The 26116-nt window shown below is 37.3% G+C and carries 21 protein-coding genes; 4 read left to right on the top strand and 17 right to left on the bottom strand.

All coding sequences use genetic code 11. The annotated features are described in order from the left end of the window. Nucleotides 1-3: 3 nt before the first annotated feature. A complete protein-coding gene (locus tag AC5YDM_RS00625; RefSeq protein ID WP_496150193.1) occupies nucleotides 4-2472 on the bottom strand; it encodes an ExeM/NucH family extracellular endonuclease in 2469 nt (822 codons plus the stop codon). 269 nt (nucleotides 2473-2741) lie between these two features. On the opposite strand from AC5YDM_RS00625, the gene trmB reads away from it, so the two are divergent. Beyond that, the gene (gene trmB, locus AC5YDM_RS00620) at nucleotides 2742-3458 is read left to right on the top strand and encodes a tRNA (guanosine(46)-N7)-methyltransferase TrmB (protein ID WP_496150192.1); all 717 of its coding nucleotides are present in this window, start codon (nucleotides 2742-2744) and stop codon (nucleotides 3456-3458) included. 51 nt (nucleotides 3459-3509) lie between these two features. Here trmB and AC5YDM_RS00615 read toward each other — a convergent pair whose 3' ends face one another. The 10 genes from AC5YDM_RS00615 to AC5YDM_RS00570 form a co-directional block, all read right to left on the bottom strand. After that, a complete protein-coding gene (locus tag AC5YDM_RS00615) occupies nucleotides 3510-4289 on the bottom strand; it encodes a Rossmann-like and DUF2520 domain-containing protein (RefSeq protein WP_496150191.1) in 780 nt (259 codons plus the stop codon). Nucleotides 4290-4397: 108 nt separating this feature from the next. After that, entirely contained in the window at nucleotides 4398-5435 is a 1038-nt protein-coding gene (locus AC5YDM_RS00610) for a DUF1311 domain-containing protein (protein ID WP_496150190.1), read from the bottom strand. Nucleotides 5436-5566: 131 nt separating this feature from the next. Further along, a complete protein-coding gene (locus AC5YDM_RS00605) occupies nucleotides 5567-7093 on the bottom strand; it encodes an OmpA family protein (RefSeq protein ID WP_496150189.1) in 1527 nt (508 codons plus the stop codon). Between the two features lie 195 nt (nucleotides 7094-7288). After that, nucleotides 7289-8191 carry a lysozyme inhibitor LprI family protein gene (locus tag AC5YDM_RS00600; protein WP_496150188.1) on the bottom strand — a complete coding sequence of 301 codons (903 nt, stop codon included), beginning with the start codon at nucleotides 8189-8191 and terminating at the stop codon, nucleotides 7289-7291. Between the two features lie 15 nt (nucleotides 8192-8206). After that, complete coding sequence (locus tag AC5YDM_RS00595; protein WP_496150187.1) at nucleotides 8207-8926, bottom strand: hypothetical protein; 720 nt, start codon at nucleotides 8924-8926, stop codon at nucleotides 8207-8209. Between the two features lie 121 nt (nucleotides 8927-9047). Then, nucleotides 9048-10283, bottom strand: coding sequence for a dihydroorotase (locus AC5YDM_RS00590; protein WP_496150186.1), 1236 nt, complete (start codon nucleotides 10281-10283; stop codon nucleotides 9048-9050). A 10-nt stretch (nucleotides 10284-10293) separates the two neighbouring features. After that, nucleotides 10294-11310 carry an aspartate carbamoyltransferase catalytic subunit gene (locus tag AC5YDM_RS00585; RefSeq protein WP_496150185.1) on the bottom strand — a complete coding sequence of 339 codons (1017 nt, stop codon included), beginning with the start codon at nucleotides 11308-11310 and terminating at the stop codon, nucleotides 10294-10296. 199 nt (nucleotides 11311-11509) lie between these two features. Continuing rightward, on the bottom strand, nucleotides 11510-11941 hold the full coding sequence (locus tag AC5YDM_RS00580) for a hypothetical protein (RefSeq protein WP_496150184.1): 432 nt from the start codon (nucleotides 11939-11941) through the stop codon (nucleotides 11510-11512). Nucleotides 11942-12143: 202 nt separating this feature from the next. Further along, complete coding sequence (locus tag AC5YDM_RS00575; protein WP_496150183.1) at nucleotides 12144-12713, bottom strand: LysE family translocator; 570 nt, start codon at nucleotides 12711-12713, stop codon at nucleotides 12144-12146. A 196-nt stretch (nucleotides 12714-12909) separates the two neighbouring features. Further along, nucleotides 12910-13266, bottom strand: a complete 357-nt coding sequence (locus tag AC5YDM_RS00570) for a hypothetical protein (RefSeq protein ID WP_496150539.1) — start codon at nucleotides 13264-13266, stop codon at nucleotides 12910-12912. A gap of 194 nt (nucleotides 13267-13460) precedes the next feature. On the opposite strand from AC5YDM_RS00570, the gene rlmKL reads away from it, so the two are divergent. Further along, nucleotides 13461-15665 carry a bifunctional 23S rRNA (guanine(2069)-N(7))-methyltransferase RlmK/23S rRNA (guanine(2445)-N(2))-methyltransferase RlmL gene (gene rlmKL, locus AC5YDM_RS00565; RefSeq protein WP_496150182.1) on the top strand — a complete coding sequence of 735 codons (2205 nt, stop codon included), beginning with the start codon at nucleotides 13461-13463 and terminating at the stop codon, nucleotides 15663-15665. Between the two features lie 100 nt (nucleotides 15666-15765). Here the strand turns inward: rlmKL and AC5YDM_RS00560 are convergent, their stop codons facing one another. From AC5YDM_RS00560 to clpB, 5 genes are all read right to left on the bottom strand, one after another. Then, entirely contained in the window at nucleotides 15766-16221 is a 456-nt protein-coding gene (locus AC5YDM_RS00560; RefSeq protein WP_496150181.1) for a hypothetical protein, read from the bottom strand. A 126-nt stretch (nucleotides 16222-16347) separates the two neighbouring features. Next, the gene (locus AC5YDM_RS00555) at nucleotides 16348-17490 is read right to left on the bottom strand and encodes a GNAT family N-acetyltransferase (protein ID WP_496150180.1); all 1143 of its coding nucleotides are present in this window, start codon (nucleotides 17488-17490) and stop codon (nucleotides 16348-16350) included. Between the two features lies 1 nt (nucleotide 17491). Next, nucleotides 17492-19027 (bottom strand): GH3 family acyl-acid amido synthetase, encoded by a 1536-nt coding sequence (locus AC5YDM_RS00550; protein ID WP_496150179.1) that lies wholly within the window; start codon nucleotides 19025-19027, stop codon nucleotides 17492-17494. A gap of 2 nt (nucleotides 19028-19029) precedes the next feature. Next, nucleotides 19030-19854: a hypothetical protein gene (locus tag AC5YDM_RS00545; RefSeq protein ID WP_496150178.1), complete on the bottom strand. Its 825-nt coding sequence runs from the start codon at nucleotides 19852-19854 to the stop codon at nucleotides 19030-19032. A 252-nt stretch (nucleotides 19855-20106) separates the two neighbouring features. Then, nucleotides 20107-22686, bottom strand: coding sequence for an ATP-dependent chaperone ClpB (clpB, locus tag AC5YDM_RS00540; RefSeq protein ID WP_496150177.1), 2580 nt, complete (start codon nucleotides 22684-22686; stop codon nucleotides 20107-20109). Between the two features lie 334 nt (nucleotides 22687-23020). Here clpB and AC5YDM_RS00535 point away from each other — a divergent pair, with 334 nt between their 5' ends. After that, on the top strand, nucleotides 23021-24136 hold the full coding sequence (locus AC5YDM_RS00535) for a hypothetical protein (RefSeq protein ID WP_496150176.1): 1116 nt from the start codon (nucleotides 23021-23023) through the stop codon (nucleotides 24134-24136). 3 nt (nucleotides 24137-24139) lie between these two features. Here AC5YDM_RS00535 and epsC read toward each other — a convergent pair whose 3' ends face one another. Continuing rightward, a complete protein-coding gene (gene epsC / locus AC5YDM_RS00530; RefSeq protein WP_496150175.1) occupies nucleotides 24140-25048 on the bottom strand; it encodes a serine O-acetyltransferase EpsC in 909 nt (302 codons plus the stop codon). Between the two features lie 532 nt (nucleotides 25049-25580). On the opposite strand from epsC, the gene AC5YDM_RS00525 reads away from it, so the two are divergent. Next, nucleotides 25581-26069 (top strand): rhodanese-like domain-containing protein, encoded by a 489-nt coding sequence (locus tag AC5YDM_RS00525; protein WP_496150538.1) that lies wholly within the window; start codon nucleotides 25581-25583, stop codon nucleotides 26067-26069. Nucleotides 26070-26116 lie beyond the last annotated feature (47 nt).

Raw genomic sequence — 26116 nt, 5'->3', positions numbered from 1 at the left:
CTTTTAAGTTCTAAACCATTTTTGGCGAACCAATAATAATGCGAATAGCCCCAACAGCGTAAACAATGTCGTCGAACCACCGCCCGATTTTGAATTACTTTCTGGAGTTGTTATGACAGTATTATTTAAATCTAAATCAACAATGATTGGATCGTGATCTGAAGAACGATATGCATCATCCGCGTAAAATGCAGTGATCTGTTCAGAAGATTTAAACTCTTCGTTATAGTCCAATGCTGTGGGTTCATCTGCATTAATATGCCATGCAAATGCACGTTTTACATGCGCATATAAATTTTCATCCGCTATGGCATGGTCTAAATTCCCTGCTCCACCAAATCCATTGGTATCACTTGCCACACCAAAGACATAACTATAGGCATTTTTACCTTGTCCAACTTTTTCATCGTTGAGCAATACTTTATATTTTGCTTTTTCAAAGGCTAAAATCGGATCTTCTTTTGCATAACTATTTAAATCCCCTACGAACAAGTAATTCGGTTGAGCTGCTTTGGTTGGATTTGTAGCAGCCCATTGGGTGATTTTATTGACTGCATTTAAACGGGTTGCATTCCAACAACCTTGTCCATCTTTCTGATCCGCATCATTTGAGGTAGTATCTTTTGGACAACTGCCTTTAGATTTTAAATGATTCGGAACTATTGTGAATTGTTTGCCACCACTTAATGGCTGAAACGTCTGTGCCATAGTCACACGATTCAACTCGGTACCATCATCAAAAATTGCAGCATCATTTACAGGCTTAACGCGTTTACTGTTATAAATAATCGCCACAGCTATCACATCTGTCCCTAACTTATTTTGCTTGGGTGGAATGACATATTTCCAATCTGAACCGAGTGCTTTAGTCAGATAAGCCAATGCACTCTTTTCATCATATCCATTATTTGCAATCTCCATCAAACCATAAACATCAGCATCTATTGCTTTCAGTGCTGAAACGATCTTGGCATGTTGTCGATTAAACTCAGAAACTGTGTTTGCACCACGATCAGGCTTCAAACCATTCACTACGGCATTGTCATAATTCAAGACATTAAATGCCGCCACACGGATTTGCTTAGTCTCTTTTTGAATAATGCTATTTCGAGGATTTGTTTCTTTAACGATTTCAGGTTGTGCTTTGTTCAGAATCGGTTGAATACGCCAAGCACCAAAACGGTACTCTAAAATTCCTTCAACATTTTTCAGTTGATAGCCTGATCTGACTGAATTGCTCGCATTAAAGCCTACAGGTAACCATGGCGTTTGATTTTGATTGCTATAGCCATCATCAAGTTCAATTTTAGAGTTTAAATTTGAAAGTGCTAAGGCTTTCGCTTCAGCAGATTTGGCAGGGAATAAATTGGTCGGAATATACAAACGTCCAAGACTTAGGGAAAGCTGGCCATATCGCCCAAAATTATAATTTTCACTCACAGTTAAAGTTTGAGGGAGTTTGACCCACATGCCTTGATAGCGTTTTGGCACATGTCCTGTGGTATTTGTTAGACCATCAAAAGGCAGTTGCAGAGGAGTTGCTGTCACAGTACTCCCTGCATTGCTATTACAGGTTGTAATTTCACTGCTCAATTGATCGATTCGCAGTTGATTTTCAAATGTCGTCAAATTCCCACGTAAAATCACCTCATTACCGACAGCTCCCCCTTTAATTTGGCTTGCTACAGGCAAGTAAACAAATATCGCATTACTTAAATTTGGCTTGGATTGACTATCTGCTGTCTGAACATAAAATCCTGAAAATCCATTGTCATATCGATAATCTGCAGTGATCACGCCTCTCACAACATATTGTTGATTTTGAGTCGCCGTTTGCAAGTCTGCGATTGGTGTACTCGCCGTACTACAACTTACACTGGTCAATGGAGGTTGAGGTTGCGGTTGGCTAGTCAGAGTTAGATAGTTTGAAAAGGCATTACGTTCAGACCATTTTTCCCAACTCGCAAGTAAGTCAAATGCTGTTGTCGAGTCGATGCTTGAATTTGTATTTGTTAAGACACGACGCTTAAAACTATTGCCCTTTGAAATATTTGCCCAACCATTGGCAGGTTGATCACCGACTCTACCAAATCGATCTATTGCGATACCATTGTGATAAAGCACAATGGCATCATCACCATTGAATGCCAAATTTGCAACTTGATTGACCGTTTCGCCCAAAGCAGTTTTTAGATATGAATGCCCAACTAAATGTTTAGATTGAGTCGACAAACTTCCAGTGAGTTTTACCGTTAAATTGGGTGTTGATTCACCATTTGGATACTGACGGATTTCATATTCCGCTAAGTTCACAGTATTTGGGTCTGGATTATAAATTTCCAAACCTTTCTTATTGTTATTCCCATCCACATATTGGCTAAACAACAAAGCGGCTTGCGCTGAACTTAAAAGCGTTGATGCTCCGATTAACGCAAGACAAATCACGATTCTTTTTGGTTTAAGATGATTCATGTTTAATTCTTAGAGTTATTGATTTGTCTCAAACATAATTTAACAATATGACATCACAATGAAGTATTTCTAAAAAACAACTGGTTTTTACATTTCGATAACAAAGGTACTGCGACTCAAGTTTAAAAGCCTTTTTCAAATGACAAGGTCATTTATAAAAGTATAAATTCGAAAATTTATAGAAAATAGGCTGAATTCCCCTAAATAATTTGACTTGATATGCTGAGCACTTAAAATACCGCATTCAAATTTTTTTCATTTGCCAATTTATGTCGAACGATCAATTAGACCCGCAAGTTGTAGAATTAGACAACTTGAACGAGAATCGCGAAATTGTGACGTTTATGCGCCGTTCATCGCCACTGAATACTTCACAACGTACTGCGCTTGAACAATATGGTCATATGATTTTGGAATATCCTGTAGGCGACCTTCGCCAACAGTTTGAGCATCCAGAACGTCCATTAACTGTAGAGATCGGTTTTGGTATGGGTCGTTCATTGGTGCTTATGGCGAAAGCCAACCCTGAGCGTAATTATGTCGGTATCGAAGTGCATGTCCCAGGTATTGCACAGTGCGTATATGAAGCTGGCATGGCAGGTTTAACCAATCTACGTTTACTTGATGCAGATGCCATTCAAGTATTACGTGAAATGCCTGACAACAGTATCAATGCTGTTCAATTGTACTTCCCAGATCCTTGGCAGAAAAAACGTCACTTCAAACGTCGTTTCGTTTCACATGACCGTATGCCATTGGTTGAACAAAAACTTGAAATGGGCGGTACTTTCCACTCAGCAACGGATTGGGAACCATATGCAGAATGGATGTTAGATGTATTAGACAACCGTCCAAATCTTGAAAACTTGGCAGGTAAAGGCAATAGCTACCCTCGCCCAGACTGGCGCCCTCAAACTAAATTTGAACGCCGTGGTTTAGAAGAAGGTCACAAGATTAATGACTTCTACTTTAAGAAAATTAATTAATCAGGGTTGATTTATCAGATTCAAAAAAAGAGCTTCAACTGAAGCTCTTTTTTATGATGGTTGTCGTTTTGAAATCTGCTCACTCATCATTTGATAGCATTGCTGTAGATCCTCACGGCCTGAATCCACTAGCATCTGTTGATGCATATTCAAAATATTCTGATCACCACGCATTGCAGGACCAGTTTGGACTTGCCTCGGATCATGCGCTGTGACTTTTTTTGCAGTCTCTAAGATCAATGGATAAAGCAAACTGAAATCCACTTGTTTTGCATCCACCACTTGCTTTGCCATGTCATAACAATAATTACTAAAATTACAAGCGAAAACGGCTGCCAAATGCAAACTCAAGCGTTGCTCAGAATCGTATTGATAGACACGCGAGCTTAGACTTTGAGCAAGTGTATTTAAAACATCTAAATCTTGAGTTTGAACCGCCTCAACAAATAATGGCGTGTTCGCCCAATCCACGTCACGCTCTAAACTAAAAGTTTGCAGTGGATAAAATACCCCTGAACGTGAATGATATTGAGTCAGTACAGCAAGATTGGTACTGCCTGAAGTATGTACGATCAGTACATCCTTCAATACATTTGAAAGCTGTTCAATCACTTGAGATATTGCCTGATCACTGACTGCAATGATCGCCAAATCAATATCGGTGTTTAATTGTGTTATATCCGATACAGCATCAGCACTTATCCCCGATGCCAAGGCTTCTGCATGGTTCACATCACGGCTATAGACTTGTACGATTTCGTGTCCTTGCTTATACAGCACACGGGCTAGGTGTGTAGCAACTCGCCCTGCACCAATTAGACTGATACGCATCTAAATTCCTTCATCTTATTCAGCTCACAGCATGCCAATAAAAAAGGGATGAATCAATTCATCCCTTTTTAGATCGTTTTGAATTAAACCGATTTAATCCTGTATCTATTAATTAAACACATTATTTAAATAGACAATGCGCTCATTTGTACGTTGTGTAAAACATTTATCATATTGCATTTCAGTATTTTGAGCCTGTAGTGCATCATCCCAATATTGATACTGTTTTTGGTAGGTTTCACGCTCACTCTCAGAAATGTCGTAAATACGTTTTTGTGAAATCACCTTACAGTCCACGTCACGTTTTTCAAACCAATCTGCCTGATCTTGTTTTAATTGAGCCTTTTGCTCATCATTAAAACGATCCCACGTTTGGTTTAAACGCTCCACCACTTTTGCTTTGTCTGCATCAATTTCTTTCTTACGAATATTCATTGCTTTTAATGCAAGCTCAGTTTGAGCGGCTTCTTTTTCGCTGCTTAGATTTTCACGAGCTCGTATTTCTTCATTTTCTTTGACATAAGCTTCATATTGCACAGCTTTCACTGTGACAAGTACCACTGCATCGAGTACTTCATTTTGATGTTGTGCATTTACAGTAATACCTTCTTTATCTGTTTTCAGCACATCAAACTTGAAATTGCCTTTGACTAAATCACTGCTAATGGTTAATGGAACTTCACGATTTTCTAAATAATCATTCAGGGTTCGGTAAGCCATTCCACCTTCGTCACCACACCCTTCTTCACAATCATTGTGCTGTTCTAAAAAGGCATTTTCAGCGCGTTTTTGTAGACCTTTAGGGAAATTCACCACCAGCTCACCTTCACATTCTAGTTGTGAGGTTTTGGTAGTGTCTTGGGTGATTGTACGGATATTTTTAATATCAAATTTTAAATTTTCATTAATCGTTTTTAATAGAGCTTCATCAGCCGTGTAATAATCAGAATCACGCAAACTACGATCTATTTTTTTTAGATACTCTGATTTAAGAAATGCCTGCAACCCTTTAATGTGATTATCATTGGTACAACTCCACTCAATATTTGCTGTTTGTGCAGTTTCTTCTTTTTTCGGTTTGAATTTATCGCATCCTGAAATGGACAATGCTGTAGCTATAACACTGATTAATAAAATTTTATTCATTTTGTGACCTTATTGTCGTTATTTTTGATGACATTAAATCAAAATATTCTCATTTTTACGACTAGAAATTAGAAAAGATCACAATAAAGTGATCTTTTCTAATGAGCTCAATATCAAGCTAACGATTAAATTCAGTTGGTTTGCTTAACACTTTCACCAGTAACTTCACGCTGTACACCTGTTTCTGTATTAGTCACTTCAAATTCAATACGGCGATTTTTAAACTTGCCTTCATCGGTTGTGTTATCCGCAATCGGGTTCTCTTGTCCAAACCCTACTGCATTTAACTTACTTGGATCGACACCTTTAGATACTAAGTAATCCGCCACAGATTGTGCACGTTTAAGTGACAATGATTTGTTAGCATTTGCATCACCTGTTGCATCTGTAAAACCTTTAACCGTCAGTTCTACATTAGGTACACGATTCATGAGTGCCGCTGCTTGATCCAATACCGATTTATTTGCATCTGGAATATCATTTGAACCCGTTGCAAAATTAATAATTTGCAAATTCAATGCTGTCGCAATATCTATGGGTTTCACTTGATCTGGATTAAGACTAGCCAATGCTTTTTCTGCATCACCAATACTGGTATTCACAGCCTGACTCACATCAATGCCTTGCTGTGTTTTGACAGTCAAATTCGGTGTAATCGCTTTAATTTTACCTGCTAAAGCTTGGATTACATTTGCATCCGAACCTTGTAGTGCAATTTCACTACCCGTCCATGTCAAGGTGGTATTCGGCGAACCTTTAAGCAGTTTAATCACGCTTGATAACGCATTTTGATCAATCAGTTCTGCATGGTACTGCTGGCTTGAATCAATGCCACAACCAATCGGATGATTAAATAACTGTTTCACTTCTTTTTGAATATTTTCCACAAAACTTGGATTACCGATTCTTGCTTGGCAAGTGACTAACTCACCTGCTGCATTGGTATTGAGTTGGAAAAAAGCAGGCTGTGCCGTTGCATTGGTCACCGCAGTTGGATCACCGCTTACCACCGTCTCATCTTTGTTATTACAGTAGCGTAAAAACAAACTGACCAATATTCCTAGAATAATCAAAGCAATTAATGGCAACAATAAACCTGATTTTTCTTTTTCTGGTGGAGCAACAGGTGTAGACGTTGGTGTAGAAACATGATTTGGCGCTTCGTGTGAAGCGACTTGCGGGATCGGATTGGCGTGTGTAGCCTGAGTAGCAAATGCCCCAACCCCTAACCCACCAAGCAATGACGTAGCCCAAAGCGGTAAAGCAGATTTTATCGAATCTAAATTTTGATCCAAATAATGCAAAATCGCATTTTGATCCGAACTTCCTGCTAAATCAGACACGGCTCCTAAAGTTGGCGCAATGGTTTGACTCAACAATGACTCTGTTTCAGCAGGAGATGAGCTTTGATTAAATGCTTCTACAAAATGATTTTTGGTGAGTTGATCATGTCCAAAAATATCGGATAAGTTTGGACTTAAACTATTTTGGAGCGTATGAATCAATTCAGGTTTTGCTTTAAATATGGATAATAATATTGGGATAAATGTAGCGACAGCCGTGCTTTTTTCTTGATATAAACTAGGATCCTGTTGGTTATTATCTTGATTTAACACAATAGGAATGATTCGATCTTTGAGTAATTGAATTAAATCCATTTCTCGCTCCTTATTCATTTTATTTTAAAGTTATACTTCAGAATACTAATCCTTATTGTCTATAATATTTATTATAATTATGTATGTTATTTGATCATTAACACATTTAACAAGATCATGATTATTTTAAGCATGTAATAAAAAAGCCAGCCGAGGCTGACTCCTTTCTTTTTAAAATTCGTGAATACATCAAACTTAATATTCAAGATAGTATATTTTTTGTCTAAGTGCTGTGGTTCTCTGATCCGTCATATTTGCTTCGCAATTTAGACGATAAACTTCAGGATTATCTGTATTACTACTATCTAACTTACATTCAAGACTACGTTTTTTTAACCAAATTTTTTGTTCATCCAACAAATGATCTCGAACCTCTTTTGATGTTGAATTCCAAACTAAATTTAAGTTTTCATTAGCACTATCTAACTTGGTTTGTGCTTCACTTATTAATATTGAATGATATTCTTTAGTAGCAGCCTCTTCTTCTACTTGACGTTGGATCTCTTCTTGTTTCGCTACTTCAGCCGCATTTAAACGAGCTGATTTTAATAAAGAATCAATAACTACATCTCTAACAAAATATGCAGCACTTTCACCATTTTCTAATTGTACAAATACTTTTTTAGCATCATCGGTAGGTTGAACCATATAATCAAGTGATGTTTTTAAAGTATTGGATTCTAATGATAAATCAGATAAGACTGCAGATTGAGCAACATTAACTTCACCATATACATCTCGAGCATCATTTGCATCTTTAATCATATTACTCGGAAGATTTACAACAAAAGTCGTTACGCAATATTCTTTCTTACTGTTTGGATCTGAATTATTTGTCCTAATATCATTAACATTAAAACTTACATTTGCTAAAGATGCACGTAATTTACCCATATCAATCGTGATATTTTCAGAAGCAATCAAGCTCTTAACTCGTTCTGCAGATGCATCACTTAGTTTTTTACTAAAGCTTTCAACGATTAATTCCTTAGCTGTTTCATTATCACACTTAACACCTGAACCAGTTAGCGTTGCAACTTTGTCACATCCCGTCACAATCAACATACTTAATGCAGTGAGTACTAATTTAGATTTCATTTTTTATACTCCTGATTAGTATTCAGAATATGCTTCATCAGCGGGAAGAGTAGCTTCATAAGCTGCGTCTACAGCTTCTTGTGCTGCATACTCAGCATCGGAATAAACTGATGTGTTTACAGCTGCTTTTTTTTGCTCTTCTTCTAAGCGAATTTGATTTTTTTCAATCTGTGGTTTTAAAAATGCATAGGTCAGAGTATCGGCAACTAAAGTGTTAATATTTTGAGTATTTTTTAAAACTGCAAATACTTTTTCACCACTATCGGAAGGTTGTAAAACATATTCTAAAATGAGATCAACTTTATTATTTGTAAAATTTATTCCAAGCTCATTAGCCTGTGACTCAACATTTTGGACATCTACTTTTGATCGTGCTTCATCAGACTTTTTAACCAAATCTGACGGTATACTAATATTCAAATCAATTGAACACTGAGTTTTAGTGCTATTTGGATCAATAAAATCTGTACGACTATCTGTAGTCAAAAATTGGATATTTTGTGCAGTAAGTTTTAGCTTTGCAGGGTCTAGATCTTTAATATTTCCTGCTGAAATCAATTGCTTTAACTCATTTTCCAAGCTTTTGTTTAAATCATCTTTTAAAATAGTATGAATCAATTGATTTGCTGATTCATCATCACACTGAAGATGTTTCGAAAAGATTGTTCCACAACCGGAAAGGCTAAGGCAAACCATACTTAAGATCAAAATTTTGTGTTTAGATTTGATTTTCATTTTGTTGTACACCCCTCAAAGTTACAGAAGTATAAATAAACACAACATAAAATTACAATAATAAAGCCGAAATTAATCCAGCTTTATTATTTGATTTTATTGAACTTTTAATTTAGGAAAGTTAAACAACAAAAACTCGTTCAGTCTTTCCAATAAGTGTTTGTCCCAATAATGGCGTGTTCTTTCCTTGAGACAATATTGTGTCCTTCGCAACAACCCATTCGAGTTGAGGATCAATTAATACCCAGCCAGATTCTGTTTTCCAACGTTCTAACATATTTGCAACTTTTGCTGCAGAAACAGTGACTTTCTCAACCCATTCTAAAGGTTCAAATAAACCTTCATTAATGAGTTGGATGCCCAATGGTACATAAGTATCAAATGCAGTGATCCCCGGTAGAGTCTCTGCAAAGGGTGCTAATTTTGCTGAACTACTTAATGGCTCATGATGCGTACAAATCGTATCAATCACACCCTCTTTTAATCCCTGACGCAATAATTGCTTGTCATTTTCAGAGCGTAATGGTGGACGTACATGCGCCAACGAATTAAAACCATCAATGAGTTGTTCGGTTAAATGCAATTGATGCATCGCTACATCGCAAGTCACATTTAAGCCTTTATCTTTTGCAATCTTGATCAATTCAACCGATGCACCACACGACAGCAAGCCAAAATGGGCACGTACACCAGTTGCTTCAATCATCAATAGATATTTAGCAATCGCAATCGTTTCAGCAAGTGCAGGAATCATCGGTAAACCTTGGCGAGATGCGATAAAACCTTGATGCACGCAACCGTCTTTAGCAATCTGAGGTTCTTCCGCATAAAACACAATGGTCATACCCAAACCCGCTGCGTATTCCATGGTGCGAAGTACTACATCATCATCTGCAAATGCTGCTGAAGCATTGGATACCGCTGTACAGCCACCTTTTTTAAGCGCAGCCATATTGGCAGGCTGATTGCCCTTCAAGCCCTGTGTTTGCGCACCAATGACTTCAAGATAGATGCCACCATCTAACATCGCTTTTTCAACTAAGCCATGAATCAGCGCGCCATTGTCTTGCACAATCGGTTGCGAATCAGGTGGCGTAAACACATGCAAAATACCATTTTCACGAGCTGCACGACCTTCTGACTTCAATGTCCCATGCTGTTGTTGACCCGGCTCACGTAAACGCGCACATAGATCGACCATGGTTGGCATTAACCATTTGCCTTGACCATCAATCGTTTCTGCTACATTTTGCGATTCAGCAACCAATTTACCATTTTCAATAAAAACAGTTTTGACACTATCTGATTTGTTGATCGGGTCTAAGACACGTACATTCTCAATTTTTACAATAGTCATGACTTATTCCTTAAACCGCAATCGCTTCAATTAAACCCTGTTCCTGTAACTGACCCTGCATAGACAATGCAAGTACTGCCATACGTACAGCAATACCATTGGTCACCTGATTCAAAATCACAGCTTGTGGGCCATCAGCAATACTTGAATCAATTTCAACACCACGGTTCATTGGCCCCGGATGCATCACGATACAATCTGGTTTTGCCATGGCTAAGCGTTCTTTGTTCAAGCCATACATTTTGTAGAATTCAGCTTGTGAAGCGAGTGCTGGTGAATCAATACGTTCATTTTGAATACGTAAGGTAATGATCACATCACAGTCTTTAATCCCTGCTTCCATGTCATTGCACAGGCGTACACCTTCGCCATACTCTTCAAAACCGAAAGGCAACAAGGTATTCGGTGCAATCACACGAATATCTTTACAGCCTAAAGTTTGTAAAGCTGCAACATCCGAACGTGCAACACGTGAATGCTTGATGTCACCAATAATGGCAATAGAAATATCTTCAAAATTCTTTTGGGTTTCACGGCGAATCGTCAGCATATCCAACATTGCTTGAGTCGGATGCGCATGACGACCATCCCCTGCATTAATGATGGCTACTTTAGGGCAAACCGTTTGCGCAATAAAATGTGCTGCACCTGAAGATGAATGACGTACCACGAAAATATCAGCCGCCATTGCTTCCAAGTTCCAAAGCGTATCTCTTAAAGTTTCACCTTTAGACGTACTTGAACGTGCAATATCAATATTCAAAACATTGGCAGATAAGCGCTTTGCAGCAGCTTCAAAAGTAGTACGAGTACGTGTGGAATTTTCAAAGAAGAGATTCATCACGGTACGCCCTTCAAGCAATGGCGTGGTGATCAATTGGTTTTGTTCATTAAAAAAAGAATTCGCTGTATCTAATATTTTTGTAAGCGTTTCTTTGGAGAGACCTTCGATGGTGAGGAAATGTTTTAAATGTCCATCTTGGTTCAGCTGAATCTGACTCGGGGTATGTAACGACGCCAAGTGCATGAGAGATTCCTTATACGTTAAGTCAACGTATTATACAGACATTGCTATGAATTGGCAGTCTCCCCACTCATTGATTGATTTAATATCAATCACTTTAAAATCAAAATTTCCGATACTTATTATTAATTTTCAAATATTTAAATTAAACAAATTTTAGTAATTGAGTTGCAAACTATTGGCTATGATCAGAGCCAATAGACTATCGCCAAAGAACCTTCGCATCACGATCCATCAGTACCCACTCGAGTACGGTCATTCTTCTACCATTTTTCCATGCTCGTGTTTGGATATTAATTTGAAATTTATCATCATCACGAACAATCCACTCCGTAGGCTTAGACTCAACACGATCATAATAATCAAGACTATGCCGTCCTAACTTACCCAGATTCATTCCTTCTACAGCGCTAATATCTAATTTTATGAATTGTTCATCACTCTTTAGAAAAACAAAAACCTGAGTGCCTTTTCTTTTCTTCTGAGTTGAAACAGCAGCTGTACGATCATGATTAAAGAATGCATATGAAGGAACATATGAAACTAAATCTGAATGTTCATTCGCAATAGCTAAGTTTATCGTACAGATCAGTAGAGTAATTACAATTAATTTGCTTAGGCATTGCCCGATCATAATCTAGTAACCTCATAGGTAATCAAAATGATTGTTATTGTAAATATTTCGAGATTTTGGATCATTTTTATTAATTTAGGTTAAAGCAAACCTCACCATTTAGTCTCAACACAAAACTATTGATGTTTTTATTAAAGTTTAGGGAAGCTATTTAATCGTAACTCAACGGCAACGATGCAAACCGATTAATCAAGCTTATTAGCTAAACATAAAAATGTGACCAACTCATTTGTAATTCAATAAACATTAACAGCACGCCCATAGCCATGTTAAACAGTCTCATACGAGAACCTTGGTTTAAAAATACCGCGAGCTTTTGACCTGCATATCCCCAAATCAATAAGGATAAATAACAAACCACAAAGTAAATGAGAATAAACAGAAGCAAATAAAGTGCATTATGCGATGCAGAAAATAGAGCTGTCCCAGACACTGCTGCAATCCATGCTTTAGGATTCAACCATTGTAATAAAGCACCCTGCATAAAAGTCGGTGCTTTGGGTAATTCAAGCTGATCTGTCTGAATTGATTCACCTTGAGCTCTTGCGATATTCCAACCCATCCACACCAATAACACTGTACCAAGCACAGTAATGATATTGAGTAAGATTGGATAGAGTGAAATAACTTGGTACAAACCAAAACACACGGCTGCCAATAACGCGGTGAATCCTATGGTTGCACCTGAAATAAATGCAAAAGTCTGCTTCAGACCATAATTCATACTACTACTGAGAATCGTAATATTAACGGGCCCAGGTGATATAGACATGGATAAAGAAAAAGTGAACATTGAAAAAAATTAAACTAAACATTGTTATATCTTTGAATCATTATTTTTCTTAAATAGTGACCTATTCTATTTTTTTCAAGGATATAACAATGCGAATATTCAGAGAACAGTAATAGCGCCCAATTAATTTGATTAAAAGTTTCAGTGAATAACTTTTTAAACCCTAAAATTTGAATTAACGCAGAGATCCAATATAGCGATGCGACACTTGATGCTGATAAATATCTTCTTGAGTCGGTTCACTGCTCTGCACACTATTCAAGTGTTGAGGTGCACTCTGAGTTTTAATGATTTCTTTATTCATTTCAAATGACTGATTGGGTAATAAATGGTCTAACTTCAAGGCTAAACGTTTTAACTCAGAATCATTGGTTGCCAAAGCCAGTTCAATCACATAACGCGCATAGTCATTATTTTCCGTTAAATACATGACATCAATCACACGACTTGTCACACGTCTTAATCGTGCATATAAAAGTGTCGCTGTAGAAAATTTATCATTTGACTGTTGGATATCCATATTTCCCCACATATTATTTCCACCCCATTGTTTTGATTCAATAAAAAATCCAACTCGTTCAGCAATATTCGTACCATTTCTCATCAAAAATTAAATGAATAATAAATAATTAAAATTTAAGGCTCGCTTTGTTCTAATTTCAAAAGCTTTGATCGTTAAAATACGTTAAAATACGCGATTGCTTTAATTGTCTTTGGAAAATGTTCATGAATTCGAAACCACGTCTTTCTACATATTGGGTCACCTGTGCAGATGGGCTAGAAACCTTACTTCAAGAAGAAATTGAAGGTTTAGGGGTTCAAAACATTGAACGACTTCCAGGACGTTTAGTATTTAAAGGCACACTTGAAGATGCATACCGCGTATGTATGTGGTCACGTTTGGCATCTCGCGTATTAACGCCAATTCATACACACGAAATTGAATTTAGCCACGATGCACGTGATGTAGCAGAAGAGCTTTATGAAGGTGCAAACAGCTTCGATTGGTCGCTTATTTTTGCACCACAATCTACCTTTGCAGTACGTTTGCATATCGAACGTGAAATCAAAGTAAACAGTCAATTCGCAACTTTACGTGTAAAAGATGGTGTTGTTGACTCGTTCATGGAAGCTGTGGGTAAACGTCCAAGTATTGATATTAAACAACCTGAAATCACGCTTTACGTGCTTGCAGGTAAGACAGAACATACTTTCTGCTTAGATTTATCAGGTGATTCACTGCATAAACGTGGTTACCGTTTATACATGACTGATGCACCAATCAAAGAAAACTTGGCAGCAGCGATTTTGCGTCGTGCAAAACTTCATGAGCAAAACCCAGATATTTTCCTTGACCCGATGTGTGGTTCAGGGACGTTCATTATTGAAGCACTCATGATGCTGACTGATCGTGCACCAGGTTTGGTACGTCGTTTCGGATTCAATGGTTGGAATGGTCATAACCATGAACTATGGATGTCTATTAAAGGTGAAGCCGCTGAACGCCATAAAGCTGCTTTAGAAAAACCACTTCCAAAATTCTATGCATTTGATGCGGACTGGGAAGCGGTTAAGGCAACCAAACAAAACATTCGTGCGGCTGGTTTTGAATCGTTACTTGATCAAATTCAAATCGAAGAACGTACTTTAGCGGATTGGCCAGATTTCCAAACGGAAGGCAAAAAATCATTTATCGTCACTAACCCACCTTACGGTGAACGTTTAGGTGATCGTGGTTCAAGCCGTTCGTTCTACTTAGGCTTATCTGCACTTTTACAAAAGCATTTCCCAAATCAAATGACTGCAATCATTGCTGCTCAAATCGAGCAAGCCGATGTATTGGCCATTCAAGAACCGCTCACTTTACGTTTGATGAATGGTAAATTACCAATCTACATTCGTTCAGGTTTGATCAAACCTGCAACCGTTTCAAAACCATTTTTAGAAACGTGGCAGCCTCAGCAATTCGAAAAAATCGAAGGTGCTGAAGACTTTACCAACCGTTTGCAAAAGAACATGCAAAACTTAAAGAAATGGGCAGTAAAAGAAAACATCTACTGTTTACGTATTTATGATGCAGATCTACCTGATTTTAACGTTGCAGTGGATTTGTATGGTGATCGTTTACACGTTCAAGAATATGCGCCACCTAAAACCATTGATCCTGAAAAAGCGAAAAAGCGTTTTAACCTCGCTTTAGCTTCAATTCGTGCTGTAACAGGTCTAGGTCGTGATGCGATCTTCATCAAAACTCGTGCACGCCAAGAAGGTAAAACTCAGTACACTAAACAAAGTACTGCTTCTAAGCGTTTTATCGTTCAAGAAGGCAAAGCAAAAATCTTAGTGAACTTAACCGATTATCTTGATACTGGTTTGTTCTTAGACCACCGTCAAATTCGTCTACGTATCGCTGCTGAAGCAAAAGGCAAACACTTCCTAAACCTTTATAGTTACACCTCTACAGCAAGCTTACATGCTGCTTTAGGTGGTGCTGCGAGCACGACTAGTGTCGATTTGTCTAATACTTATTTGAATTGGTCTAAGGAAAACTATGTACTCAATGGTTTAACTGTAGATCATGCAGATCAACAGCATCAATTCTTTTCAAGTGATTGTTTTGAATGGTTAAAAGAAGGTCATGAACAATATGACCTCATCTTCATTGACCCACCAACATTCTCAAACTCGAAAAAGTTCCATGGTACATTTGATATTCAACGTGACCATTTATCACTGATCAAACGTGCGATGAACCGTTTAACGACAGGTGGTACGCTCTACTTCTCAAATAACTATCGTGGTTTTGAGTTGGATGATGAAATCAAAGCATTCTACGACATTGAAGAATTGACCAATGAAACCATCGGTCTAGACTTCAAACGTAATACCAAGATTCACCGTTCTTGGAAAATTCAGCACTTACCGTCTTAAGGTGCTTTAACATTCGTTTGAATCGAATGTTATAAAAATGAAAAAGAGTTTGAAGATGAATCTTCAAACTCTTTTTTATGAGTATGTTTAAAGCCAACCGTTAATAATTATTCAGCTTCACCGTTGCAGTTCCTGAGCCTTGAACATTGCCTGTACTATTAAAACGCATACTACTTTCTCGGATCGTAATTTCAGTTACACCTGATGATTTACCGGGTATATAGACCTTTCTTTCATCTGCCAACAATTTAGAGTTATCTGTTTTTTTCTTAATCTCATAATCAGATGCAGCTGTAGATTCAAGATTTTCCTTATTGATCTGATCAGCTTGTTCTTTGGCTAAGTGTTGATGCTTATCCAATTGTTGTTCTAATGGAATATGAGCATCATGCTTCACTAAACTAATCATTTCAGGGCTGACTTTTTGATCCCCTGCACTTTGTGTGGCAAGTACATCATCATCAACCGTTTGTGCATATACAGCTGCCGTCGTAGCAATCAATAATGTCGTGAATACAATTCTTTTTTTAGAAAAAACACCGTTCTGCTGATTCATCTTCAACATCCATTTTATTTTTATATTCTTTTTAATATAGTTTTTCTAATCAAAGTTGCAAGATATTCTTCAATATTCCGATAAGCAACTTTATTCAAAATAAAGATCCCTCATTATTCGAAAATTCTACAATCTACCAACTTCAAAATAAGAAATTTTTGAACGATCAAATTGACCTATTGGACTATTCTGAAAACTATGTAGTGTATGCGTTGCATGCATTTGATGTGAACGACTTTGTTTCGCAATCACTGATCTTGGATCATCATCACTCAGTGTGATGCAAAACGAAGATTTACCAAATTTTTTAGTTTCAACATTCATGAGATACAACTGATATGCGAAAACATCTAATCGGCTTGGCTCACAAAGCACACTATGTGACATCAAATAATCAAATGATTGACCGATTTGAGGCAACATGATCTGCTGGGTCAAATAGGCATACACATTATAAAAAGGTCTTAAATATTTCAAACTTGGAGAATACTCAAGTACTTTGGTTTGTTTAAAACTTTTTTGATTCCATAATCCCAATATTCCAACCACTTGTTGATTTGAATCAAAAATCAATTTGAAGTCTTGTGGATGCATACCCACCCAAAATGGGTGCTTGCCAGTGAATAAATCATGAAAATCATGGGCTGTTAAAAAATTATAATATTGCTTCATTTGATCGACAAATTGATTCGCAATAGCAATTAAATCCTTCGTTAGTATCCGCGTAGAAAACTTTTCAAACGACCTTGAATATGAAGCTTTCGAAATATTATAAGTCGTGATCTGATCAAAAATGTAAGGCTCAGGAAAATGAGGACGACTTTGATGGAGCATGTGTCTGGCTTTTTGATTATCTTCAAGCACCACACTTTGTAAAAAAGCATCTAACGGAACGTGTCTATATAAATAATCCATCAATACTTCGATCACTTTTTTACCGCGAAAAGAAGGATTAATCCTTAAATCAGAAACATAACGAATTTGCGTAAGCTGTTCATTGATATAACAATGTTTAAAACCAATATTCATCATCCCAATAATCACATCGGGTTGATGCTTTTCAACCACAACTTTGATTTCAGGTTGATGGTATTGAGCATATGTCGCTTTAAAATAACTGTCACCACGTTCAAAGGATAGAATCATGCCATTACTGGGCATCGTTTCAGCAACCAATGTCAAAAGCTGATGATTATTTTGTTTAGTTGCATCACGAACGATTAGCTGATCATTTTTATCCGACTGGAAATACGTCAATCCGACATCCATATTAATCCACCATTGTTTTTATTTTTTTAAGCGGTTCTGGTTTGATATTTCCTTCAATCATCCCATTATGCATGGCTAATTTTTTATAATAATCCCAAGCATCATCCACATGCTTCACACTTGGCTCATCGAGCTGACCTAAATTTCGTGCCAACTCATAATGAAAGTTCTTTTTTAATAATTGATCCAAAACAGATGAATCTGCAATTGCCTCTGAATTACCTTCACTCAGTAACACATAGTGCGGTTTTTTATGAAGTGATTGCTCAATACCCAATAAACTCATAGGTAGATAATCATGTTGTTTAAAATGATCAATCACGGTTAAAGCAGTAAAATGATCAATTTTTTCACCGACCAAATCCACCGTCATCTTACGCCCCATAAATCTAAAACATGGCACATTTTGGTAGAAATCCGTAACGACTAACTCATCATCAATAATGTAGCGCGTTAGACCTGAGCCAGTGGTTAGAATTGGACTAACGTGTTGACCCATTTTCAATTGCCAAGCTGGATAGACCTGTTGATCATCCAAGTTTAAAAACTCATAAAAATGCGACTGATACATCAATGGATAATGACCATCAAGAGGTATGGTAACCACTCCCTCCGTAGCCCAGAGCCCCTTTCCTTCAAATGCAATGCCTGATATTTTTTGTTTTAAAATTGCAGCCCAATGTTCCGCACTGGCTGTATCCCAACTTGAAATTAAGGTGAGTTTATTCCAAAGCATTTTCCATGCTTGAGCATCTTCTAAATTCAAATGTCTTAACTTGCAGCTTTGAAGCTTATTTTTTGGTGCTTCCAAAAATTGTAGTGACTGACGTTGCCATTGCCCTACTTGTAAAGTTTCAACTATTTCATCTTGATGCAGTTGAATGATCTCTAAAAGCTGTAGCGCAAAGGTTGGACTCCAAACTGAAATCAGACCAAGATGTTCATCTGCAACCAAATAAGTCGCAGTTGCAAACATTGCATCCTCAGCACTTTCAGCCAGTGCAATTTCAGTCGGCACAGACTGAGTTACTTTGGTCAACATTCGCTTTGAAAAACTTAATAAAGCACTATCATCATTCAAGTTTTGGTTATGCGTTAGCTTTCGTTGACTCTCTGGCAACCATGAAACAGACCAATAATGTGTGGTGTTTTTTAACTCAGGATAATGCTGATATAAACTTCCAAGCCACAACCCTATGGCTTGATCCAATTCATCCAAAAACCCTTGTGTATAAGGGATAAATTTAAGCGCTTCGCTTGAACCACTGGTGGGTTGGAATCGAACCACCCTTTGGGAATTGAGCGAGTTAATCGCTTGTTCTCTGGATTGTTCAATCTGAGCTTTCCAAGCTGCATATCGTGTGATCGGATACTGAGCAATGAACTCCTCATAATTTAAGTGAGGCTGCTCTAAAATCTGATTTAATTTTTGTCTTTGCACATGCTCAATTTGATCTGCCTCTTTATAAAATTGGGAATAGGCTTTTTGGCATGCCAAAGACAATATTTGATGCGAACTATATAAGATCAACCCCACAATTAAGCCACCTTAGAAGGTTCATCATTCACAGCTACATCTTCTGAAATGACTTTTGGTGACCGATCATCCTGACCTTTACTGCCTGATTTGGTCAAAAAACGATGGATATAACGATATAAATCCGTCCAATGAATTTCACCGATACATGGCAACTCTGTCCCTGCTATCCATGTTGGATTTTTCTCTTCAAAAAAAGCGATCTTTTTATTTTTTTCACGCATCTCATCTGTAATCGGTGCAATATCAGGTTTTAAGGGCTGATAATCATCACCAAAATTTAAGAGCTTTTTCTTCTTATCATAATATTTTGCAAAATATTGATTACAGTAGGCATCTACATGCTGTTCAAGCCGTTGATGTTTTTGATCACAATGTGGGTAATAGGTAAAATAGTTATTGGCTAACAATAAGTAAGTTTTAAAACCTTTACTAATCAACATCCAATAAATCGGTTTGGTCGGGTATTTAAACTTGAAGGAAATAATATAACGATACATCGCTCTTTGCAGTGCACGATTACCCCAATAAGCTTGCTCAATAATCGTATCACCACTAAAAAAAGCATGATGAACAATGCCATCAACTTCAAAATCACGCTCAGTGACTGTAGAAAATCCAACAAGCACATCATGTGGATCACGGATAATAAATACGCCCGTTTTTTCCATGAGATCTTTTTCAAAAATTTGAAATGTTGTGTTGAGATAGTATTGTTCAAAAATCCCATACATGGTTTTCATATCAAGCAATGTGATTTTTTCAACAGGCTTATATTCGCTATACGGTTCATTTTTAAATTTACGAAGTCGTTTTAATTCCAACATATTGATCAATCCATTGAGGGCGCATACATTGCGACTTTATTATTTTAGATTCATTTATGCGTTTCATTTTGAATCACTGCCTTTCCCTGACCTGTGGATATTAATCAGATCAACTTAACAATGGCAAACTTATATCTTATTTTTTTACAAAAACATAGCTTAAACAATAAAAAAACCCAACCGAGGTTGGGTTTTTCAGATGAATGAACGTTTAAGTCTTTAGTTCAACTTAAATGATTAAAACACAAGTGATTAGCTTAGTTTTACTTTTTCAAACACAAGTTTTCCATCTTCGCTTTTAATGACGATGGTATCTCCGGGCACAAAATCACCTGCTAGTATTTTCTGAGCCAAGCTATTTTCAACTTGTTGCTGAATTGCACGTTTAAGTGGACGAGCACCGTAAATCGGATCAAATCCTGCATCAATCAATTGATCAAATGCGCTGTCTTCTACAGCAAGACTCAACTCACGATCGGCCAAACGATCACGTAATCGATCCAATTGAATATCTGCGATTCCACGGATTTGCGCTTTTTTCAAACTATGGAAAATCACTAATTCATCAATACGGTTAATAAACTCTGGACGGAAATGCTCAGAAACTGCACTCATCACCACAGAGCGTACATCTTGCTCAGATGCATTCTCACCTAGCTCTCGTACATCATTTGAACCGAGGTTTGATGTCATCACAATCACTGTGTTTTTAAAATCAATCACACGGCCTTGTGAATCCGTCAAACGACCATCATCTAACACTTGAAGCAGGATGTTAAACACATCTGGATGTGCTTTTTCCACTTCATCGAATAACACAACGCTATACGGTTTACGGCGAACAGCTTCAGTTAATACACCACCTTCTTCATAACCCACATATCCTGGAGGTGCACCCACTAAACGGCTCACAGAGTGTTTCTCCATAAACTCAGACATATCGATACGAATAATCGCATCATCACTATCAAACAAGAAGTTACCGAGTGCTTTGGTTAACTCTGTTTTACCCACACCTGTTGGTCCAAGGAATAAGAATGAACCGCTTGGACGGTTTGGATCAGATAAACCTGCACGCGAACGACGTACCGCATTCGAAACAGCAACCACCGCTTCATGTTGACCGACTACACGATTGTGTAAGAACGCTTCCATCTGTAAAAGTTTCTCACGCTCACCTTGCAGCATTTTCGACACCGGAATACCCGTTGCAGCACTGACCACTTCAGCAATTTCATTTTCAGTGACTTTTGTCCGAATCAGTTTTGGCTCTTCATTCACTTCCAAAACCTCTTCTTCATTCAAGCGCTTTTGCAATTCAGGAATCACACCATATTGCAAACGACTCGCCTCAGCCAAATCACCTTCACGCTGCGCTTTATCAAAAGCTGTACGCGCTTTATCCAGCTCAACCTGCGCTTGGTTTGTACCCTCAACAAGGGTTTTCTCAGCACGCCATACTTCTTCCAAATCGTTGTATTCTTTTTGAACCTCAGCAATTTGTTTTTCCAAATGGGTCACTTCAGCCTTGCTCACTGAGTCCGCATCTTTTTTCACTGCTTCAAGCTGCATTTTCAATTGAATTAAGCGACGGTCTAAACGGTCTAATGGCTCAGGTTTTGAGTCAATTTCCATTTTGATCCGTGAAGCAGCCTCATCAATCAAATCAATGGCTTTATCAGGCAATTGACGATCAGTAATGTAACGATGAGACATTTTCGCAGCAGCAATAATCGCTGAATCTAAAATCTGCACACCATGATGCGTTGCATATTTCTCTTTCAAACCACGCAAAATAGCAATCGTGTCCTCAACACTCGGTTCATCGACCAATACTTTCTGGAAACGGCGCTCAAGTGCAGCATCTTTTTCAATAAATTGACGATATTCATCCAGTGTCGTTGCACCCACACAGCGAAGCTCACCACGTGCCAATGCTGGTTTAAGCATATTGCCTGCATCCATTGCACCATCACCCTTACCGGCCCCGACAAGGGTATGTAACTCATCAATAAACAGGATGATTTCACCATCATATTTTGCAAGGTCTTTGAGTACTGCTTTTAAGCGTTCTTCAAATTCACCACGGTATTTTGCACCGGCAAGTAAAGAACCCAAATCTAAAGACAAGACACGTTTACCTTTCAGGCTTTCAGGTACTTCACCATTGACAATACGTTGTGCTAAACCTTCAACAATCGCGGTTTTACCCACACCTGGCTCACCAATGAGTACAGGGTTATTTTTGGTACGACGTGACAATACCTGAATGGTACGGCGAATTTCTTCGTCACGCCCAATCACAGGATCAAGCTTACCGACCATTGCACGTTCGGTTAAATCAATGGTGTACTTATTCAGTGAATCACGTTGATCTTCATGATTATTTGCCATGACTTTTTCGCCACCTCGAATATTTTCAATTGCTTTACGTAATTTGTCTGATGTCACACCAATATTGGTGAGTAAAGATTTCGTTGCACCTGTTTCAGCTAAGGCTAGAATCACCCAATCCGTTGATAGAAATTCATCACCTGCCTTTTGTGCATAACTATCAGCCAAATTTAAGGCACGTACAGCTTCGGGATTTAAATTAATATCGCCTGTTGGATTCGACAGTGTTGCTGCATCACTTAAAGCTTGTTGAAGCTTAGACTGTAAATCTCTTAAATTTGCACCTGACTGTTGTAGCAAGCTAACATTCGCAGGTTCTTCCAATAGTGCCGATAAAATGTGAATACCTTCAATCGCAGTATGGTCTTTACCCATAGCTAAGGACTGTGCATCAGATAATGCTTGCTGTAGGCGATTCGTAAATTTTTCAAAACGCATTCTTATTTTCCTCACAACAAATTTTGTACTTGGAACATAAATGGGTTTAATTGTTAAAATTTCAAGTTAAATATTTAAAATATATTGATAACTTTCAAAAAGTTATATGATTTTATTTACAGATGTAATTCAGTTATAATATTTGTGCATGGCCTATCTTTTTCAAGACCCTAAAATGAAAATTTCTATGTTAAGATCAAAAAAATAATAATCGTTTTACTATAAATAAAAGTACGCCTTTGGCGTGACATTGAGAAGAATAAGAATGTTCTGTTTCCGTAATTTTATCTTAATTTTTCCACTTTCTTTTCTATTGAATGGCTGTGGATACACAGTGCCTGATTATATTGATGCTCAACGTTTCAAAAATATATCTCAATTCATCACTATCGCAAAAGAACAGCAATACCAACCTATTTCGATTCGATCCATAACTGAAATTGCAATCAATCAAAATATTACTGCTTATATTTGTGGTGAAGAGCAAAAGCGTAAAATTTGCGTACTCCCTCATCATCAACCTTATAATCGAAAAATGATCAAAAAAATCGACATACCCATAGCAAAGGAGCATGAATCCTATTTACTTCTAAACGAATCCAATCATTTATTTGTACCTTCTAAAGAACTAAGCCATGACAATCAAAACGTCTCTGAATCTCGTTCCATCATCGGATTCGAGATTGATCTTAATCATACAACTGTTAGAAAACTCGATATCATTAATGGACAACAGATTAGAAATGAGCTAATTGATTCACTGATTCAAGAAAAAAAGTATCGTAAGAAAAATGACGATGAAGTTAATTTTGATGGAATTATATATGAGGATTTGAATAGTACTGATGTTACTCAACCTACAAATGATTTAGATGAGAACGAATTCACCCTACTCGATATTCTAAAAATCACCTATAAAATCATTCAACAACTGGTTCAAAATATCGCAAGTTTATTTCAAGATCTTTCATCTACGCTGATTTATAAATCGGGATATACCATTTCAGATCAAACCATTACTTTTGATGATCTACCCGAAAGTTTCCCGACAAACTATCATGACAAACTTTTATCCCAATTAACTCAAGTCGATTGCTTGCACTCCTTCTCTCCACACCAAATGGATTATTTAGTTCAACAACAAGGATATTCTCGACTTATCATCAATACACCATTGTTAGATACATTGATCGAAGATCAAAAAATCAAGTTGTGTAATCATCCCAGCTTGCAAGAAGTGACCAATGAAAAAATCATCCATGAAGTGGTGACTGGGAACCGATCCTCAGGAAATCATTATATCGGTGGATACTCACCTGAAGGATTTAACATTTTTGAACTAAATAATGTTCAATTCCAAGCACCATTGAACGAGCTGAGTATTTATCAGAAAGATCAACAATATATAATTGAATTTCCAAAATCTAAGTTTTATCTCATTCCCGAGTGAATATCATGTGACTTGAGTTTTAGTCAGCGAACTTTGTGAAACAGCACTAAACGGCGCAACGCTCTGCGTAATCCATACATTCCCCCCAATAATTGCCCCTTCACCAATCGTGATTCGACCTAATATAGTTGCACCCGCATAGATCACCACATTGTCTTCAACCGTTGGATGGCGTGCATAATCTTTCTGTAAGCGCCCATCTTCATCCACCTCAAAGCGTTTCGCACCCAAAGTCACAGCTTGGTAGATACGAACATTCTGACCAATCACACAAGTTTCACCAATCACCACACCTGTTCCGTGGTCAATAAAACAGCCTTGCCCAATTTGAGCACCTGGATGAATATCAATTCCTGTTTTTGAATGTGAAATTTCAGCAATGATTCTCGCTAAAAGTGACAAATCTTTTTTATAAAATTCATGTGCAATTCGATGATAAGTGATTGCAACAATTCCCGGGTAGCACAACAGTACTTCATCCACACTCCGAGCAGCGGGATCCCCCTGATAAGCAGCAATCACATCGGTATCTAAGATTCTTCGAATAGACGATAACTGCTCAGCAAAGTCATGCACTATTTGCTCGGCTTGAGTGCTGATCTCAACTTGATTAACTGGCTGTTTTTTATATTTTAAGTCATAAGACAAGTTAAGTTTCACTTGATCCAGTAGCGCATATAAGGTTTTTTCTAAAGTATGCGCGATATAGAAATTTTCACTTTGTTGACGAAGATCATGTGGTCCAAGACGCATTGGAAATAAGATGCCACACAGATCATGTAATATTTTTTTGATTTCAGTACGTGATGGTAACTCACGTCCACCATCATCTTTTAGGCTATTTTGCTGAACTCTCCACTCATGTCTTACATTTTGAAGATCATCAACTATTTTATGAATATTCCAAGCCATTCAACTCACCACATTTTATCGTTATAAAATAATAAAAACTGTTTGATACAGGTGATTTAAAACACCACAGCTATAAATCACCATTGAACATTTGTAAATAAAAATGCAACAACATCAAATTAGTCTTGTGTTTAATGTTATCTAATCTCTTTAAATCCAAAACCATTCAATAAGTAGAAATCATTTCAAACTCAAGATGCAAAAATGCTTATTCCAAATTCAAGATGAATGTTATGTGATTATGTCAAAATTGGATAAAAGAATTTTCTATATGAATATGCACTTTTAAACTATGTAGCTATTTTCAAAATAAGAATATGTAAGTGAATTTTTATTAGTTTTATGAATAAATAAAATAGATATATTAATAATACTGAATATGCATAGTTGTTTTGCAAATACAAGGTGAATCTATACATGATCAATAGCTCGTTCATTTGAGTTAAGCAAATGAACTTGATGTGTTTATGCACTGATTAACTTGTGAATGTCAAAATCTATGCTCACAAAAAATATGAATGATTTTATAGGTATGACCATGAACAGTGCAGTGAATCAAGCTCAAGTGACGACTGACCAATTAAATGAGATTTTAAGCCAAGCAAAAAAATTGGCTGAGGATCACTATTTAGAATTTACAGGTACAGTTACACCTCACAATGCATGGCTACTATTTCAAACTGGGCAAGCGGTCATCGTGGATGTTCGAACTTTAGAAGAACGTAAATTTGTTGGACTGATTGAAAATACCATTCATATCCCTTGGGCAACAGGCATCTCTTTAAATCGTAATCCACGTTTTGCCAAAGAACTTGAAAATAAAGTGGGTAAAGACAAAATCATTTTACTGTTATGTCGAAGTGGCAAACGCTCCGCAGCTGCTGCAAATGTTGCTTTCAACGCAGGTTTTGAATCTGTATATAACATTGACCAAGGCTTTGAAGGTGATTTAGATGAACACAATCAGCGTGGCATATTTAATGGATGGCGCTTTCATCAACTTCCTTGGATACAAGAATAATTTGGATTCGACATATAGAACAGCAACAGATAGAGCGACAATAGCTC

This window comes from Acinetobacter sp. CY81, from assembly GCF_059515925.1.
This window is presented reverse-complemented; position numbering and strand designations above follow the sequence as displayed.

Excerpts from the sequence above, each read along its gene's own strand:
- AC5YDM_RS00525 (WP_496150538.1), top strand. The coding sequence starts at position 25,581 with ATGACCATGAACAGTGCAGTGAATCAAGCTCAAGTGACGACTGACCAA.
- AC5YDM_RS00580 (WP_496150184.1), bottom strand. The coding sequence starts at position 11,941 with ATGATCGGGCAATGCCTAAGCAAATTAATTGTAATTACTCTACTGATC.
- AC5YDM_RS00590 (WP_496150186.1), bottom strand. The coding sequence starts at position 10,283 with ATGACTATTGTAAAAATTGAGAATGTACGTGTCTTAGACCCGATCAAC.
- AC5YDM_RS00560 (WP_496150181.1), bottom strand. The coding sequence starts at position 16,221 with ATGAATCAGCAGAACGGTGTTTTTTCTAAAAAAAGAATTGTATTCACG.
- AC5YDM_RS00555 (WP_496150180.1), bottom strand. The coding sequence starts at position 17,490 with ATGGATGTCGGATTGACGTATTTCCAGTCGGATAAAAATGATCAGCTA.
- clpB (WP_496150177.1), bottom strand. The coding sequence starts at position 22,686 with ATGCGTTTTGAAAAATTTACGAATCGCCTACAGCAAGCATTATCTGAT.
- AC5YDM_RS00625 (WP_496150193.1), bottom strand. The coding sequence starts at position 2,472 with ATGAATCATCTTAAACCAAAAAGAATCGTGATTTGTCTTGCGTTAATC.
- AC5YDM_RS00610 (WP_496150190.1), bottom strand. The coding sequence starts at position 5,435 with ATGAATAAAATTTTATTAATCAGTGTTATAGCTACAGCATTGTCCATT.
- AC5YDM_RS00575 (WP_496150183.1), bottom strand. The coding sequence starts at position 12,713 with ATGTCTATATCACCTGGGCCCGTTAATATTACGATTCTCAGTAGTAGT.
- trmB (WP_496150192.1), top strand. The coding sequence starts at position 2,742 with ATGTCGAACGATCAATTAGACCCGCAAGTTGTAGAATTAGACAACTTG.
- AC5YDM_RS00545 (WP_496150178.1), bottom strand. The coding sequence starts at position 19,854 with ATGTTGGAATTAAAACGACTTCGTAAATTTAAAAATGAACCGTATAGC.
- AC5YDM_RS00585 (WP_496150185.1), bottom strand. The coding sequence starts at position 11,310 with ATGCACTTGGCGTCGTTACATACCCCGAGTCAGATTCAGCTGAACCAA.
- rlmKL (WP_496150182.1), top strand. The coding sequence starts at position 13,461 with ATGAATTCGAAACCACGTCTTTCTACATATTGGGTCACCTGTGCAGAT.
- AC5YDM_RS00595 (WP_496150187.1), bottom strand. The coding sequence starts at position 8,926 with ATGAAAATCAAATCTAAACACAAAATTTTGATCTTAAGTATGGTTTGC.
- AC5YDM_RS00605 (WP_496150189.1), bottom strand. The coding sequence starts at position 7,093 with ATGGATTTAATTCAATTACTCAAAGATCGAATCATTCCTATTGTGTTA.
- AC5YDM_RS00615 (WP_496150191.1), bottom strand. The coding sequence starts at position 4,289 with ATGCGTATCAGTCTAATTGGTGCAGGGCGAGTTGCTACACACCTAGCC.
- epsC (WP_496150175.1), bottom strand. The coding sequence starts at position 25,048 with ATGGCTTGGAATATTCATAAAATAGTTGATGATCTTCAAAATGTAAGA.
- AC5YDM_RS00570 (WP_496150539.1), bottom strand. The coding sequence starts at position 13,266 with ATGTGGGGAAATATGGATATCCAACAGTCAAATGATAAATTTTCTACA.
- AC5YDM_RS00600 (WP_496150188.1), bottom strand. The coding sequence starts at position 8,191 with ATGAAATCTAAATTAGTACTCACTGCATTAAGTATGTTGATTGTGACG.